19 protein-coding genes are annotated in these 15,079 nt (G+C 71.0%); 7 read left to right on the forward strand and 12 right to left on the reverse strand.

Features of this window, described 5'->3' with window-relative positions; genetic code table 11:
- Positions 1 to 79: 79 nt before the first annotated feature.
- Entirely contained in the window at positions 80 to 553 is a 474-nt protein-coding gene (locus CCN37_RS34670; protein ID WP_086829175.1) for a cupin domain-containing protein, read from the reverse strand.
- Between the two features lie 100 nt (positions 554 to 653).
- Between CCN37_RS34670 and CCN37_RS34675 the strand changes: the two genes are divergently transcribed.
- On the forward strand, positions 654 to 1,550 hold the full coding sequence (locus tag CCN37_RS34675) for a LysR family transcriptional regulator (RefSeq protein WP_086829177.1): 897 nt from the start codon (positions 654 to 656) through the stop codon (positions 1,548 to 1,550).
- Here CCN37_RS34675 and CCN37_RS34680 read toward each other — a convergent pair.
- From CCN37_RS34680 to CCN37_RS34690, 3 genes are all read right to left on the reverse strand, one after another.
- Positions 1,519 to 2,355 carry an SGNH/GDSL hydrolase family protein gene (locus tag CCN37_RS34680; protein ID WP_246843490.1) on the reverse strand — a complete coding sequence of 279 codons (837 nt, stop codon included), beginning with the start codon at positions 2,353 to 2,355 and terminating at the stop codon, positions 1,519 to 1,521. The genes CCN37_RS34675 and CCN37_RS34680 overlap by 32 nt on opposite strands.
- Before the next feature lie 69 nt (positions 2,356 to 2,424).
- A complete protein-coding gene (gene atpE, locus CCN37_RS34685) occupies positions 2,425 to 2,664 on the reverse strand; it encodes an ATP synthase F0 subunit C (protein WP_086829180.1) in 240 nt (79 codons plus the stop codon).
- A 64-nt stretch (positions 2,665 to 2,728) separates the two neighbouring features.
- Positions 2,729 to 3,973 carry a glycosyltransferase gene (locus tag CCN37_RS34690; RefSeq protein ID WP_086829183.1) on the reverse strand — a complete coding sequence of 415 codons (1,245 nt, stop codon included), beginning with the start codon at positions 3,971 to 3,973 and terminating at the stop codon, positions 2,729 to 2,731.
- A gap of 76 nt (positions 3,974 to 4,049) precedes the next feature.
- On the opposite strand from CCN37_RS34690, the gene CCN37_RS34695 reads away from it, so the two are divergent.
- The 3 genes from CCN37_RS34695 to CCN37_RS34705 are packed head-to-tail and all read left to right on the forward strand — an operon-like array spanning position 4,050 to position 7,654.
- Positions 4,050 to 6,020 carry an endonuclease/exonuclease/phosphatase family protein gene (locus tag CCN37_RS34695; protein ID WP_143261954.1) on the forward strand — a complete coding sequence of 657 codons (1,971 nt, stop codon included), beginning with the start codon at positions 4,050 to 4,052 and terminating at the stop codon, positions 6,018 to 6,020.
- A 52-nt stretch (positions 6,021 to 6,072) separates the two neighbouring features.
- Positions 6,073 to 6,861: an arginase family protein gene (locus CCN37_RS34700; protein ID WP_210408338.1), complete on the forward strand. Its 789-nt coding sequence runs from the start codon at positions 6,073 to 6,075 to the stop codon at positions 6,859 to 6,861.
- A gap of 1 nt (position 6,862) precedes the next feature.
- Entirely contained in the window at positions 6,863 to 7,654 is a 792-nt protein-coding gene (locus CCN37_RS34705; protein ID WP_086829189.1) for an alpha/beta fold hydrolase, read from the forward strand.
- Here the strand turns inward: CCN37_RS34705 and CCN37_RS34710 are convergent.
- A complete protein-coding gene (locus tag CCN37_RS34710; protein ID WP_246843491.1) occupies positions 7,644 to 8,255 on the reverse strand; it encodes a TetR/AcrR family transcriptional regulator in 612 nt (203 codons plus the stop codon). The genes CCN37_RS34705 and CCN37_RS34710 overlap by 11 nt on opposite strands.
- A gap of 174 nt (positions 8,256 to 8,429) precedes the next feature.
- Here CCN37_RS34710 and CCN37_RS34715 point away from each other — a divergent pair, with 174 nt between their 5' ends.
- Positions 8,430 to 9,071, forward strand: coding sequence for an O-methyltransferase (locus tag CCN37_RS34715; RefSeq protein WP_086829191.1), 642 nt, complete (start codon positions 8,430 to 8,432; stop codon positions 9,069 to 9,071).
- On the opposite strand, the gene CCN37_RS34720 is transcribed toward CCN37_RS34715, so the two are convergent.
- The 3 genes from CCN37_RS34720 to CCN37_RS34730 all read right to left on the reverse strand — a co-directional run bounded on the left by CCN37_RS34720 (position 9,055) and on the right by CCN37_RS34730 (position 10,473).
- Entirely contained in the window at positions 9,055 to 9,546 is a 492-nt protein-coding gene (locus CCN37_RS34720) for a hypothetical protein (RefSeq protein ID WP_143261955.1), read from the reverse strand. The genes CCN37_RS34715 and CCN37_RS34720 overlap by 17 nt on opposite strands.
- 73 nt (positions 9,547 to 9,619) lie before the next feature.
- Positions 9,620 to 9,970 (reverse strand): glyoxalase, encoded by a 351-nt coding sequence (locus tag CCN37_RS34725; protein ID WP_086829195.1) that lies wholly within the window; start codon positions 9,968 to 9,970, stop codon positions 9,620 to 9,622.
- On the reverse strand, positions 9,949 to 10,473 hold the full coding sequence (locus CCN37_RS34730; protein WP_086829198.1) for a GNAT family N-acetyltransferase: 525 nt from the start codon (positions 10,471 to 10,473) through the stop codon (positions 9,949 to 9,951). The genes CCN37_RS34725 and CCN37_RS34730 overlap by 22 nt, the downstream gene beginning before the upstream one ends.
- A 61-nt stretch (positions 10,474 to 10,534) precedes the next feature.
- Here CCN37_RS34730 and CCN37_RS34735 point away from each other — a divergent pair, with 61 nt between their 5' ends.
- Positions 10,535 to 11,284 (forward strand): hypothetical protein, encoded by a 750-nt coding sequence (locus CCN37_RS34735; protein ID WP_086829200.1) that lies wholly within the window; start codon positions 10,535 to 10,537, stop codon positions 11,282 to 11,284.
- Here CCN37_RS34735 and CCN37_RS34740 read toward each other — a convergent pair whose 3' ends face one another.
- The 4 genes from CCN37_RS34740 to CCN37_RS34755 form a co-directional block, all read right to left on the reverse strand.
- A complete protein-coding gene (locus CCN37_RS34740) occupies positions 11,285 to 12,292 on the reverse strand; it encodes a wax ester/triacylglycerol synthase domain-containing protein (protein ID WP_143261956.1) in 1,008 nt (335 codons plus the stop codon).
- A gap of 95 nt (positions 12,293 to 12,387) precedes the next feature.
- Positions 12,388 to 12,957, reverse strand: a complete 570-nt coding sequence (locus tag CCN37_RS34745; RefSeq protein ID WP_086829204.1) for a DUF4865 family protein — start codon at positions 12,955 to 12,957, stop codon at positions 12,388 to 12,390.
- An 11-nt stretch (positions 12,958 to 12,968) separates the two neighbouring features.
- Positions 12,969 to 13,502: a TetR/AcrR family transcriptional regulator gene (locus CCN37_RS34750; protein ID WP_086829206.1), complete on the reverse strand. Its 534-nt coding sequence runs from the start codon at positions 13,500 to 13,502 to the stop codon at positions 12,969 to 12,971.
- Between the two features lie 35 nt (positions 13,503 to 13,537).
- Entirely contained in the window at positions 13,538 to 14,107 is a 570-nt protein-coding gene (locus CCN37_RS34755) for a cadmium resistance transporter (protein WP_086829208.1), read from the reverse strand.
- Positions 14,108 to 14,140: 33 nt separating this feature from the next.
- Between CCN37_RS34755 and CCN37_RS34760 the strand changes: the two genes are divergently transcribed.
- Positions 14,141 to 14,824, forward strand: coding sequence for an SDR family NAD(P)-dependent oxidoreductase (locus tag CCN37_RS34760; RefSeq protein ID WP_086829210.1), 684 nt, complete (start codon positions 14,141 to 14,143; stop codon positions 14,822 to 14,824).
- The last annotated feature ends 255 nt before the right edge of the window (positions 14,825 to 15,079 follow it).

Raw genomic sequence — 15,079 nt, forward strand, 5'->3', positions numbered from 1 at the left:
CCCCCGGCTCCCGCCCGCGCCCCGTCACCGGCACCGCCCTGGCCCCCGGCGGCCTCTCCATGCTGACCGACCGCCACACCTAGGCGGCGTCGGCTCGGGCCTGGCGCCACAGCGGACTGTCGACGTAGTGGTTGTCGTACTGCGCCGAGGACGCGGCGATCTCCTTGGGGTCGGCCTCGCCGCGCGCGACGCGGTCGAGCAGCCGGTAGTAGTCGAAGCGGTCCATGCCGGGCGTGAACACCACGAGCACGTCGGCGTCGGAGTCCTTCTGCGGGCCGAAGGCGTGCGGCACGGTGGGCGGCACGGCGAGGAAGTCGCCCTTCTCCAAGCTGTGCAGCTCGTCGTCCACGAGCACCTGGAGCGTGCCGCCGAGCACGAAGAACAGCTCGGTGGCCCGGGTGTGGAAGTGCGCCGGAGTGCCGAAGACGCCGCGGCTCAGGGTCGCGCGGTTGGTGGTGAAACCGGCGGTGTCGGCGAGCAGCGTGATCAGGCTGCCGGGCGCGTCGGAGACGACCTCGGCGGCGTCGGCGCGGACGAACGTGGTCTCAGACATCGGGTTCTCCTCGGGGTCGTTCAGCGGGACAACACCACTCTCACCCGCCTGAGCAGGGCGAACAACGCCGAACTCCGCATCGATCGATAAGCTGGCGGTTATGGAACGCAGGGATGTGGAGATCTTCCTGGCGCTCGCGGAGGAACTGCACTTCGGCAGGACCGCGCGGCGGCTGCGGGTGTCGCAGGCGCGGGTGAGCCAGTCGGTCAAGGCGATGGAGCGCCGCGTCGGGGCGCCGTTGTTCGACCGCACGAGCCGCCGCGTCGCACTGACACCGATCGGCGAGCGACTGGAGGCCGACGTCCGCCCGGCCTTCGAACGGCTGCTCGCGGGGTTCGAGCGCGCGATCGCGGCGGGCCGGGGCATGACCGGGACGCTGCGCCTGAGCTTTGAAGCGCCCGCGCTCGCCGACTTGATCTCCTTGCGACTCAACGACTTCCGCGCGCGTCATCCGGAGTGCCAGCTGGAGATCCGCGAGGCGCCGTTCGACGATCCGCTGGCGCCGCTGCGCGAAGGCGAGGCCGACGTGGCGGTGGTGCTGCTCCCGGTCACCGACGACGGCCTCACGACCGGCCCCGTCGTGCACACCGAGCCGATGGTGCTCGCGGTGGCGGCCGGGCATCCCTTCGCGCGCAAGGACTTCGTGACACTGGAGGACCTGGGGCGGGACACCGTGCTGCGCGCGGCGCACCCTCCGCCCGCCTACTGGCGCGAGCCGCCCGAGCCGTGGACGACGCCCGCCGGGAAGCCGATCACGCGCGGAGGGACCTTCGGCACCTTCCAGGAGCTGCTGCTCGTCATCGGCGCTGGCGAGGGCATCTGCCCGCTCGCGGCGCACGCGGAGCGGTACTTCGCCAGGCCGGGCATCGCCTTCGTGCCGTTCCGCGACGCGCCGGACGCGCAGTGGGGTCTCGCGTGGCGCACGGCGGGGGAGACGAGCAGGGTGCGCGCGTTCGCGGCCGGGTTCAGCCCTGCGAACCAGAAGCGGCAGCGGTGACGGCGGCGGCGAAGGCGGCCATGCCCTTGGCGTTGGGGTGCAGCGGCGCCGCGATGTTCACCGGCACCAAGCCTTCGAGGTAACGATCCCGCGGCGCCGCGCAGATGTCGTGCCCGACCGTCACGGCGGCGAAGTCGACGAAGCCCATGCCGCGCGCCTTGGCCTGCTCCCGGGCGATGGAGCTGATCCGGTCCATCGTGTCCTGGAGGTAATCGGCATCGCGCGCCCACACCGGCTGGATCGGGTAGCAGCCGCCACGCCGCAGATAGGTTCCGTAGCCGGTGACCAGCACCTTCGCCTTCGGAGCCCGGCGCCGGACCTCGTCGAGCGCCGTGCCGAGCGTGGGCGCCCACGCCTCCACCGACGCCGCGATGGGGTCGGCGCCGCCCGAGCGGAACCGGTCCGCGCAGGACTTCCCGATCGGCTCGGGCAGCGCGTTGATGCAGGTCAGCGCCTGGCTGAACAGGCCGGAGTCATTGGCGCCGATGGTCAGCGTCACCAGTCCGGTCGAGGCCGAGAGCGCGTCCAGCTGCGCGGCCTTGGCGTTCTCCCCCTTGCTGGTCAGATCGGGGGTGATCGCGCCGGAACAGCTCACGTCGACCAGCTTGGCGCCCAGGGCCTTCGCCGCGACCGCCGGGTAGTTGTGGTCGGAGCGCTTGCAGGCCTGGTCGACCTGGGTCGGAATCCACGGCCCCGCCGCCGCGGAATCGCCCAGCGCCACGTACTCGAGCTCGTCAGCAGCCTGGGCGGGAACCGCCGTCGCCAGCAGCAGCACGACCGTCCCGACGCATGTCCCGATCTTCACCCGGCCATCGTCGCCGGTCCACGACCATCTCCGCGCTAGCAGACCGGCAAGACCACCGTTCCGAGTTGCTCAGCCGCTGAACTTGATGCCGCCGAACATGATCCCCGCGACCAGGCCGAGCAGCCCGAGCGCCTCGGTGAAGGCGATGCCCAGGATCATCGTCGTGCGCAGCTGCCCCGACAGCTCCGGCTGCCTGGCCATCGCCTCCACCGTCTTGCCGGCGACGATGCCGACACCGATGCCCGGCCCGATGGCGGCCAGGCCGTAGCCGACGCTGGCGACGTTGCCCATGACTTCGGCGAGGTTCATCCTGATCTCCCTAGGTTCGACGTCCTCTGCTCCTGCTGACGTCGAGCCCGGTCGATCCGGTTCGCTAGCCGAGCGCTTCGATCGCGGCCAGCACCTTCGGCGAGCCGTCCTCCTCGCGCAGCCGCGCGGCCATCGCCTCGGTCTTCGCCCGGTACGAGGGGACCGACAGGGCGAGCCGGATCGCGGCGGCCAGGCGCTCGGCGGTGAGCTTCTTGAACGGCACCGGCTCCGGCGACAACCCGCCCGCCGCGAGGCGCGCGGCCCAGAACGGCTGATCACCGGCGACCGGCACCGGGACCGCTGGCACTCCGGAGCGCAACGCCGCCGCGGTCGTGCCCGCGCCGCAGTGGTGCACGATCGCCGCCATCCGCGGGAACAGCCAGTCGTGCGGGGTCGAGCCGATCGTGAGCACGTCATCGTCCTCTGCGGACAGACCCGCCCAGCCGGACTGGACCACCCCGCGCACACCCGCCGACCGCAGCGCCGCGCGCACCAGCGCGCTCAGCCGCTCCGCGTCACCCTGCGCGAGGCTGCCGAACCCGACGAAGACCGGCGGCGGCCCCGCGGCCAGGAAGTCGGCCAGGCGCTCCGGCGGCTGCCACCCCTCGGGGCGCGCGGTCCAGAAATTGCCGACGACCTCCAGGCCGGGGCGCCAGTCGGCGGGGCGGGGCAGCAGCGAAGGGCTGTAGCCGTGCAGGACGCGCCAGCCCGTCGCTTCCTGGTGGCGGAACATCTGCGGGACCGACATCGGCGGCAGGCCGAGCTTGCCGCGCGCGTCGGCGATCACCTTGCCGAAGAAGGAGAAACCCGGCCCGACCAGGAACTTCCCGGCCAGCTTGTTGCCGAGCCCGCCGAGGTCGGGGATGCCGATCGGCGGCGGGAACGCGGCCGTGGGGTGCAGCGGGACCAGGTAGGTGCCGATGCTGGGGATCTTCAGCGCCTGCGCGACGTGGTAGCCGCCGATCATCCCCATCTGCGAGAACAGCATCACGTCGGTGCCCACGCGGGCGGCGTCGATGATGCTTTGGTTCATCTCGATCGTCAGCTCGGTGGTCAGCTTCAGCAGCCGGATCGAGCCGCGCACGCCCCCGCCGCCGCGCTGCCAGCGCTGGGCGTCCTCGGCCTCGCCGCGCGCGTGCGGATCACCGGGCAGCGGCGCGAAACCCAAGCCCGCTTTGGTGATCAGCTCCTCGAAGGTGCCGTAGGCGGCGATCGTGACGTCGTGCCCGGCCTCGCGCAGACACGCTCCGAGGCCGGTGAAGGGCGCGACATCGCCCATCGACCCGGCGGCGATGATCAGTGTTCGCATACCCGCAGTATCACCCCGCGCCCCCGGAGTCCCCCTTTCCTGGGACGTGCCGCGCGCGGGCGGCTAGATTGCCCAGGTGCGCGCAGGGACACTCGCAGCAATCGTCGTCGTGATCGCCTCGGTCCTCACGGGCTGCGAGGACGAGCCGCCACCACCACCGCAGAACCAGGCGCGCCCCACGGGCCCGGTCGCCTTCGCTTATGAGACCTCCAGCGCCGTCCGCATCGCCAGGGGCGAGTCCGAAGTGGCCGACCTGAAGCTCGGCTCGAACTCGTCCTCGGTCCTGTCGGCCGAGTGGGCGCCGGACGGCTCGCGCTTCGTCTACGCCACGAGCAAGAAGCTGGTCTCGGTGGACACCGTCAGCGGCGCGGCGGTCGAGGTGAACTGCACCTGCGACAAGCTCGCGATCTCCGGCGGGTCGGTGTACGTGTTGGAGTCCTACAGCGGCAAAGACCTGTCCGTGTACGACCTGAAGACGTTGGTGCCCCAGGGAAAGCTGAAGCCCTTGCAGCCCAACGCCAAGGGCATGCTGACGGTCGCCGGGGCGGGGGACCGCCTGGTCACCTTCCAGATCACCGCGGACGGGGCTCGGCCCGAGACCGACGTCGTGGTGGTCGACCCAGCGACCGGCTCCGCGACGAAGGTCGGCAGCAGCGGCGACGCCGGGCTGCCCCAGGACACCGCGTACACGCCGCGCGGGTGGGACGGCAAGCCGATGTTCGCCTACGTCGCGCTGAGCAGCAGCGGAGCCAGCAACGGCGTCGCGACCGTCGTGGTGATCGACCCGCTGAACCCCGCTCAGCAGCTCGTCGGCGACAACGCCCACCTGCGCGCGCGGACCACCGACGCGCAGGCGAGCATCACCCAGGAGAACCTGTGGTGGGGGTGGGACGGCGCGCTCGGGGTGACCGCGCGCGTGTGGTCCTGTGAACGCGTCACCGGCTCGTGCACCGACTACACGCCGAACACGCAGTGGCGCTTCGACGCCAAGGGCTGGACCTCCGTGGACGAACGCGGCCTGGCCTCGCTGCGCGCGCTCGGCGAGGGCAGCGTCGAGCTGTCCGGCGGCAAGGGCACCGGCTCCGACAAGCAGCGGCTTACCCTGGTCAACGGCGATCACCGGAAGTCGTTGTCCACCAACGTGAAGAAGCTGTGGACACCGCCGTCACCGCCCCCGCCGCCCGCCTCCGACGGGATCGTCACGGTGGTGAACCTCAACGCCGCCATGGGTTTCAAGATGGGCAAAGGCCAGTCGCGCGGTACCAACGCGAAGGCCGAGGACCTGGAGAAGCTGGCCGACGACATCCTCAAGCAGGACGGAGACGTCGCCAACCTCCAGGAGATGGCCAAGCCCGCCGCGAAGGAGGTCGCGCGCATCCTCAAGCGCCGCACCGGCCGCGAGTGGCTGCTGAACTGGGCCGGATCGGGCCAGAACGACTACTACCGGGGTGAGGACGAGCACGAGAAGCCCGTGTACCCGCAGGCTTCCTCCGGCAACGCGCAGCTGGTGCAGATCGGGGACGGCGTCGTGTCGCAGCGCCCGCTCACCATCGACACCGTGCCGGACTCGGACAAGCAGCAGGACCAGGGCATCCTCCTCCAGTCCGGCAACCGGTCCTTCCTCGGCGCGGAGATCACCACGGAGCGGCACGGGATCGTCGACGTCTACAACACCCACCTCGCGCGGGCCAAGGACGAGACCGACGAGGACCGCACCAAGGACATCGCGCAACTCCAGACCCGGACGGAGTCCCGCCGCAACCCCGTCGTCCTCACCGGCGACTTCAACCTGGAGATCGACGGCAAGGGTGAGGACGGGTCGCCGCTGACCGTCGCGGCGGTGCGCTCGTTCATGGAGCGCTACGGCTATGCCGACGTCTGCAAGGAGTTCGGCGGGACGAGCAACTTCCAGTTCCCCGAACGCGTGTTGACCCCCAACCGCATCGACTTCATCCTGGTGCGCGGTGTCGCCACGCACGGCAGCGCGAAGTTCGAGAGCCATCGTTCCGACCACTGGGGCTTGGTCACGCGCGTCGGCCCGGTCTGACATCAACGACTTTGAGGCGAGCGTTGTCGGGGGCCGTGCCTATGCTTCGACGGTGACAACTGTCCTCTGTGTTCCGCAATGGCAAGGTTCGGCCGCTCCCAACGCCCCGCGCCTGATGGCGGGCGCGCGGCGGGTGGCTGAGCTGGTCCCGTGCGACACGCGCGTGACGCTGCCGGTGCGCGAGACGGCGGGGGAGCGCGACGCCGGAGTGCGCTCGTTCGACGTGATCGAGGAGAACGCCGGGCTGATCAGGAAAGCCTTGGCGGACACGGACGACTTCGTGGTCACCGTCGGCGGGGACTGTGGCGTCGACCTGGCCCCGATCGCCGCCGCGCACGCCCGTTACGGCGACGAGCTGACCGTGTTGTGGATCGACGCGCACCCCGACCTGTACACGCCGCAGACGCTGTCGTCCGGCTCCTTCCATGGCATGGTGCTGCGCACGCTGCTCGGCGACGGGCACACCTCCCTCGTTCCGGACCGCCCGCTCCGGCCGGAGCAGGTGGTCTTCGCCGGGCGTCGCGCCGGGGACGACTCGGAGCTGGAGTACCTGGCGCGCAACGGAATGCGCTCGCACGGCGTCGCGGACTTCGAAGCGGCGCTGGAGGGGCTGAGTGGTCCCGTCTACGCGCACATCGACCTGGACGTGCTGGAGCCGATCGCGTTCGCGTCGATGGGCTACCCCGTGCCGGACGGCGTGTCGCCGCACCGGCTCATCGACCTGGTGTCCTCAGTGGACGGTCTGGTCGGCGCCGCGATCACCGAGTACGCCCCAGCCGATCCCACCGACGAGGCCGAGGCCGACATCATCCGCCGAGTCGGCGCGGCCCTGAGGAGCTGAAGTGGATCACGTGATCTCCCGCGACGGCACGAAGATCGCCCTCACCCGCGAGGGTGCCGGTCCCGGCGTCGTCCTGGTCGGCGGCGGACTGGACGACGGCGCCGAGAACGCGCCGCTGGCCGCCGTGCTGGCGCAGCGGTTCACCGTCGTCAACTACGCCCGCCGAGGCCGGGGCGCCAGCTCCGACACCCCGCCCTACGCGGTCGAGCGCGAGGTGGAAGACCTCGCGGCGGTGATCGGGGCGGCCGGGGGAGCGGCGCACGTGTTCGGCACGTCCTCCGGCGGCGCGCTCGTGCTGGAGGCCGCCGCCTCCGGCCTGCCGATCACCAGCATCGCCGTCTACGAGGTGCCCTTCGACATGGGCGAGGACTGGCCGCGGCTGTGGCGCGCCTACGTCGAGCGCGTCACCCTCGCCGTCGCGGAGAACCGCCGTGCCGACGCGGTGGAGCTGTTCATGCGCCTGGCCGAGACCCCCGATGAGGAGATCGTCGGGCTCCGCGCCTCGCCGTGGTGGGAGAACCTGCTCGCGCTCGCGCCGAGCCTCGCTCAGGACGCGGCGTGCCTCGGCACCGGTCAGCCCCGGCGGCTCGGCGAGATCACCCAGCCCGCGCTCGTGCTCACCGGCGACGCCCGCGATCCCGCTGCACCGCGATGGATTCGCGCGTTGGACCCCGCGGCCGACGCTCTGGTCGCGGGCATCGCCGGAGCGCGGCGCGGCACCCTGGCCGGTCAGCCGCACACCCCGGACCCGGACGTGCTCGCCGCCGCGCTGGCGGAGCACTTCACGAGCTGACGCGGCGGAGGAACGCGTCGACGAGGGCGTCGGTGAAGCCCTCGTCGACCGCCTCGCCGGTGACCAGCGCGCGGTAGTGGATCGGCCCGACGAGCTGGTCGACCTCGGCCGGGATGTCGAGGCCGCCGGGAAGCTCTCCGCGCTCCACCGCGCGTTCGAGCGGCAGCCGGTCGCGGCGCAGCTGCTCGTCGAGGTAGCGCTCCCGCAGCACGGCCGCGAAGTCCGCGTCGTGCTGCGAGTGCCCCAGCAGTGCCCGCAGGACCGCGCCCGCGTCGGTGCGCGTGAGGAAGTACGCCAGGTGTCGCAGGTAGGCCCGCAGGTCGCGCTCCACGTCGCCGTGGTCCGGCACCGGCAGGTCCTCGGCCAGGTCCTGGAGGAAGGCGTCCAGCAGGATGTCGGTCTTCGTGCTCCACCAGCGGTAGATCGTCTGCTTCGACACGCCCGCGCGCGCGGCGATCGCCTCGATCGTCAGCCCGGCGAAACCCTTCTCCACCAACAGGTCGTCGGCCGCCTCCAGCACCGCGAGCCGAGCCTGCTCACTGCGCCCGTGCCGGTTCCCGTGGTGGCGCGCCGTGTTCTGCGCCATCCCGTCCTGTGCCATCCCGACCTCCCCCGCTCAGCCTAGAACGCCCGCCCCGGCGAGGCCGCCGTCGACCCGAGGTTCGCCATCGTTCGACCCCAGCGAACCGGACGTTCCGCGCACGTGGAGCTCACCGGACGGGGAGGGCGGTTCGCGAGCTAGACGAGACGAGACGTTGCGTCTAGTCTGGATCGCATGACAACGCTGCGCGACCCCCGGGTCACCTCCGCCCTCGCCCGCCTCTTCGCCCGCGCCGACGAGGACGACGCGCGCCTGCAAGGCTCCTGGACCGCCGACTTCGCGACCGCCACGCCGCAGGAGCAGGCCGACGCCGCCGCCGAGGTGGTGATGCCGATCTCCGCCGCGGGCGGGCGCCTGCTCTACACGCTGATCCGCGCGATCCGCCCGGCGCGCGTCGTCGAGTTCGGCACGTCGTTCGGGATCTCCGCGCTGCACCTCGGCGCCGCCGTGCGCGACAACGGTTTCGGGCACGTGGTGACGACCGAGCTGAGCGCGAGCAAGGCCGCCTCGGCGCGCGAGACCTTCGCCGAAGCGGGCCTGTCCGACGTGATCACCGTGCTGCTCGGCGACGCGCGGGACACCCTCGCCGACTCCGAGCCGGTCGACTTCGTGCTGCTCGACGGCTGGAAGGACCTGTGCCTGCCGGTGCTGCGTCTGCTCGAACCACGGCTCGCCCCCGGCACCCTCGTGGTGGCCGACGACATCGACATGCCGTCGATGAAGCCGTACCTCGACCACGTCCGCGACCCGAAGAACGGCTACGAGTGCGTGACGTTCCCGGTCGAGGACGGCATGGAGATCAGCTGCCGGCTCTGAGCCGCACCTGCCGCCACCGGTGAACGGTGCCGACGTTGCGGCCCGCGGTGGGACCGATCTGATCGACACCGCAGTCCGGGCACGGCGCGTCCTCCGTCAGCTCCCGTGCGCACGCCCGGCACTGCGCGGTGACGTCGACGCCGGATTCGAACGCGGCGATCACTCGGCGCAGCACCACGTCCAGCCGCTCGGTCGGGTGCTTCTCGAAGTCAGGGCAGTACGCGACCAGCCCCGCCCACGCGTGCCAAGGATCGGCTCGGCGGGGAACTCGGCGCCCGCTGGCCTTCTCCTGGCGGCGCAGCGCGGCGTGCTCCTCGCTCTTGCTCCGCCAGACCACGCGGGCCTGCTCCAGTTCGTCCGCCGCCGGCACGAGCGAGTCGAGGTCGTCTTCGAGCAGCCTCGGCACCTCCGCGCTGACGATCACGTGGTGCCAGGTCGCACGGAACCCGTACGGCTGGAAGCACTTCACACACACGCGCAGCGCCGTCAACCGATCGCGCGAGGTGAGTTCGGGGTCGCGAACCCGTTGCGCCGAAGTCGAAAACCGGTCACTCCAGGAACTCCAGCCGGTTGCCGACCGCGTCGAACGTGTGGAAACGGCGCCGACCCGGGATCTCCTCCGGGTCGGCCCACTCCACCGGGTACCCCGCCTCCGTGAGCGCGACGGCGACGGCGTCCACGTCCACCACGAACGCCGGGTGCGCCTTGCGCGCGGGCCGGAAGTCCGCCTCCACGCCCACGTGCAGTTCGCCCGAACCCGGCACCTGGAACCAGCAACCACCCCGCGCGGCCAGCAACGGCGGCTTGGGCAGCTCCACCCAGCGCAGCGTCCCGCCGTAGAAAGCCCGCACGCGGTCCTCGCTGCCCGCCGGACAGCTCACCTGCACGTGGTGGAGCACGACGCCCGCCTCTCGTAGATGATCTCCAGGCCGTCCTCGTCGTCCCACTGCTCGCCGACCTCGACGAAACCGTATCCGGCCACGAGGTCGTACGAGGCCTCGTTCTCCGGACTGATCGTGACCCGCACGGTCCGTACAAGACGCTCGTCGGTGGCCCTGCTCAGCAACGACTCCAGCGCCGCGCGGGCATACCCGCGCCTGCGGTGCGCGGGGTCGACGGCGTAACCGATCTCCACCATCCCCGCTTCGTCCGGCGGCCCGTGATAGCCAGCGCGCCCGACGGCCAGTTCGCGCTCGGAGTGCCAGATGACACCGGTGACCCAGTCCGCGCTCGCGGGGTCGTCGGCCACCTGAGCGCTGCGCATGCGCCACACGCTCCGCCACTCGGGCCCGGCGAAGTACTCCGAGAGGGGCACCGGGCTCGCCGAGTTGGCCGCCACGAGATCCCCTGCCGCGAGCGCGTCGAACACCGCGCCGTTCAGGTGCACGATCCGAACCGTCATTCCCCGCAGGATAGGGAGATCTACTCAAGCTCGCGGGCAATAAACGCGGTTAGCGTGCGTCGTGCCTTACAGACGCCTCGTCCTCGTCGGTGCCGCCGTGCTCCTGACCTCGTGCTCCACTCCGCCCGGGGACGCCGAGTCCGACCGCCAGGCCGACACCCTGGCGACCGCGATCAGCTACCCGCGCCAGGACTCGGCGATGAACCTCGCACGAGCCGCGCTGTCGGTGTGGAAGGGCCACGGCGGGCTGGCCGTGTTGGAAGCCCGGGAAATCCCCGTGCCCGACCGCAACCCCACGAAGACCTTCGCGCACCTGGTGATCCGCGTCCACCGCCCGGCCGTCGAGCCCGTGATGTTCGCTCCCCGCAAGGAGGAGCTGAACGCCTGCTATGCCATGGACTTCAACTACTACGGCATCGTCGACAAGCCCACGCGGACGTCCTGCCCCGGCACGGCGACACCCATCACGCCTCCGCCCACGCGCGGTACGAGCATCCCGCAGGGCGGGGAGGACGCGATCCGAAAGGCTCTCGCAGCGCTCCCGCCGACGCCGACCGAGGCGCAGGTGCGCGACGCGGTCGCCCGGGAGATGCCCGAGCCGCGCGTTGATTCGGAGACCAAGCTCGCCGATCACGTGCCCCCGGTCACCGCTCTGGTCAAGGGCGAGGACATCGGCGTCTCGATGCGAGAGGGGGCCAGCTGCCTCATCGCGTCCCGCAAGAGCGGCAAGGTCTACGTGGGCTACCTGTCCCGCGTCCAGGCCATGCCCGGCGAACTCGGCTGCTCAGCGGAGGTGGCGCTCGGCCGCTGATCACGCCAGGCGCCGCGCCCAGTGCTCGGGCACGTCCAGCAGGGCGCGGCGCGCGGAGTCGGCCACCGCCGCGCATCGGAGGTTGTCCGGAGTGCGGGTGAAGGAGATGTAGGCGGGAAAGCCCTCGAAGACGTTGAGCGTCATCCCCGCGGCGCACATCTCGGCGCCGAACAAGGTGTGGTGCTGCGGAAGGGAAACACTGCTGACGGTGAACGGCGTCGCCTGCGCGGTCAGCGTCGCGCGGAACAGCCGCACACCCGGCCTCAGCGTCCCTGGCACCTTCATGGCCAGTCGGAGCGCGTCGCGCTGCCGCGTCTCACGGACCCTGTTCGTTTGCCTGCGCACAAGGGAAATCGCTTCCTCCCAGGATGTGAGCGAGCGCGAGAGCCGCAAGCGGTGCACTGCGAGTCGGTTTCCCAGCTGGAAACGCTCCTGCGGCGTCCTGGTTGAAATGGCCACGCACAGCACGACATCGCGGCGTGCGGGCTCCGACACGCGAGCGCGCTGCCAGTCGCTGAACGCGAGTCCGAGCGCGGCCAGGTTGACGTCGTTGACGCTCACGCCGTAGTTGTCAGCTTTGGCGCGCAAGGCTTTCATCGGCACGTCCCGGTACCCCAAGCGCGCGCCCGCGTCCGGGCCAGGAGTCGGCGCCCATGGAGATCGATGTGTCAGCAACGCGGCCAGGTCCTTGAAAGCTCGTCCCAGACCGCGCATGGTCGGCTTCGCCGCCGGGGGCAGGCGATCGCCCTCGCCAGGGGAGTCCGGCAGCAGCGCCGCCGCCACGTGGCTCAGTCCGACTCCGTCCATGAAGCCGTGATGCGCTCGGAGGCAGATCCGGAAGCGGTCTCCGCCGGTGATCAGCCACAGATCCCAGAGTGCTTGCCCGCCAACCACATCGAACGGTGTCCGCGCGATGCGCTCAGTCTCCTCGTCGATGTCGCCGTGCGCGTGGAAGACGCCGGAGCCGGGCGGCAGGACCGCGCGCTCCCGAACTCGCCGTCCGATCATCTCTACGGAGGGGGCGTCCCCTTGGTAGTCCACGGAAAAGGTGATGACGGGTTGATCGCTCCCGGAGTACGACAGGAACGTTCGGTCGAGCAAGTTCACCAGGTGTGGCCTTCCGGAAGGTCGCCGAGACCGGGGCTCGACAGGTGCAGCACCTGGTAGCGCTCACCTTCCGTCTCCTGCGGCGCTTCCTTCCACAGTACGAAGCGCAGGAGTTGCCAGTGGTGCGGGTCGACGGCGAGCGCGGCGGTGTGCACGTCCTCGTGCTGAGCCAGTTCGCGGAGCGCGTCGATCTCCGACTCGATGTCGTCATTGAGCGTGGTCAGGCGACGGGAGGCCGCCTTGGGGGTGGCGTTCCGGGCTGGACCCGCGTGGCACGCGACGCCGGTCCAGTGCAGAACGGCCGGGCGGCCGAAGTCGCGCACGATGTTCTGAAAACCCCCGCCGCCGAGGAGGAAGCGCGCCATCTCGCCGGTGTCGTTCCAGAGGTAGAACGGCGCGTACTCGTTGACCGGCGAGCCGTCGACACCGCGCTCGCGGATCAGATAAGCCTTGAGCCCGAGCCCTTCGCGGTCGTCGAGGGCGTGTCCCTTCTCGGCGACGCGCTTGCGGATGATCTCCATGTCGTGGTCGGCGGGCAGCGGGATCGGGTACTGCTTGGCGTACATGCGCGATCTCCTCAGCGTGCGGTGAGCAGGGTCAGCACTCCGTCGATCGCCGCCGTGAACGGCTCGACGGAGTCGGCGGCGCGCGCCAGGACGTAGCCGCCTTGCAGGACCGCGACAACGGTCGCGGCGATGGCTTCCGGGGCTGGCTCGATCTCTCGCAGGACCTCGGCGAGGCGCTGCCGGAGCCACGCCAGCGTCTCCTCGATCGGCGCGCGCAGCCTCGGATCGGCCATGACGTCGGGGTCCTGGGTGAGTCGGCCGATCGGGCAGCCCTTGAGCACGTCGCGCTCGCGCCGCAGGTAGGCAGTGACGCGCTCGATCGCGGTCCCCGGGGCGGAAAGCTGCTCCTCGGCCCTGGCGCGCAGGTCCTCGGCGGTGCGGGTGATCGCGGCCAGCGCGAGGTCCGGCTTCCCGGCGAAGTGGTGGTACATGCTGCCCTGCCCGGCCCCGGCGCGGTGCTGGATCGCCTTCGGGCTCGTTCCGGTGTAGCCGCGTTCCCACAGCAGCTCGCGGGTGCTCTCGATGAGTCGGTCGGCTGTGCTCACGCCGCCGACTATACATACTAGTAGGTACAGAGCCGCTAGCGTCCGCCCCCCAGCAAGATCAGCACGCCGATGCCGATCAGCACGACGGGCAGCAGGACGTGGCCCCAGCGCGCCAGTGCCCGCGCCACCACCGGCCGTGTCGCGAAGAACCGGCCCAGCGCGCACCACACCGCGACCAGCACCAGGAAGCCCACCACGAACACGATCAGCCCGGCCGTCCCCGCGTTCGCGAACACCGGCACGTAGACACCGATGTTGTCCCCGCCGTTGGCGAAGGTCACCGCCGCCACGGCCAGCGCCGTCGGCCCGCCGCTCGCGCTCCGCTCGTCGTCGTCGTCGTGGCGCCCATGCCAGGCCGCACGCACGCCGAGCAGCAACGGCAGCAACCCCAAGTAGGGCAACACCACCGGCGGCAGCAGTCCCGCGCCGAGCGCTCCCACGACCGAGACCGCCAAGATCGCCGCGAACCCCAGGTACTGCCCCAGGACCACCCGCGCCGCGCCACGTCCGGCCGCCTGCCCGAAGAACACCGCCAAGATCACGATGTCGTCCACGTTGGTCACCGCGAACATGCCAACGGCCTGGCCGAGCACTCCGAGATCCACTCGCGCACCGTACCCGGGCCCTAGAGTCGCTTCGTGAGCGAACGAGTGGCAGTGGTGACCGGCGCGGCCGGGGGAATCGGCGCGGCGACCGTCGAGGTCCTGCGCGAACGAGGATGGGCCGTCGCCGGGGTCGACCTCGCACCGTCCACAGCGGACTCCAGCCACATCGTGGACCTCCGCTCGACCGACGCGCTCGGCGGTGTTCTCGACGAGATCCAGGCCCGGTTGGGGCGCGTGACCGGCTTGGTGAACGCGGCGGGCCTCTACCGCGCGGTCGCGCTTCCGGAGACCACCAGCGACTACGCCGCCGACGTCATGGCTGTGAACGTCACCGCGCCGATCATGCTGTGCCGCGAGGTGATCGCCCGCGCTGGCGGTCCGGTGTCGATCGTGAACGTGACGTCGGTGGTCGGGCGGATCGGTAGCCACGACCCGTCCTACGGCGCGTCCAAGGGAGCGCTCATCGCGTTGACGAAGGGACTGGCGTCGTCCTACGGGAAGTCCGGCGTGCGGGTGAACGCCGTGGCGCCCGGTGTGATCGAAACCGGCATGGCGCGGAGCATTCCGGCCGAGCGGTTGGGCCAGTACCTGGAGACCATTCCCGCCGGGCGGTTGGGGGAGGCGGAGGAGGTGGCTTCGGTGATCGCGTTCTTGTTGTCGGAGGAAGCTGCTTATGTGAACGGGGCGGTTGTCGACGTGAACGGCGGATTGGCGTAGTCGGTACGGGTGGGCTTCCAGCGGGTGTCGGTGTCGTCGGCGGGAGCGGTTGGGTTGTGGGGCGCGGGGGTTGCTGCGTGGGGTCGGCTTGACCTGGGGACCCCTTGCGCGTGCCCCTGGGCCTCACAGGGGCACGGGTAGAGAACCCGGCCCTCGCGCGAGCGTATGGCACGCGCACCCCAGGTAAAGCCGACCCGTTCCAGCCGCGCGTTCCGTTCGGTGGGGGTTGCGTTTTCGGCGTGGCGGGCGCCTGGG

It is taken from the genome of Allokutzneria sp. NRRL B-24872 (assembly GCF_002155965.1).
GTDB lineage: Bacteria > Actinomycetota > Actinomycetes > Mycobacteriales > Pseudonocardiaceae > Allokutzneria.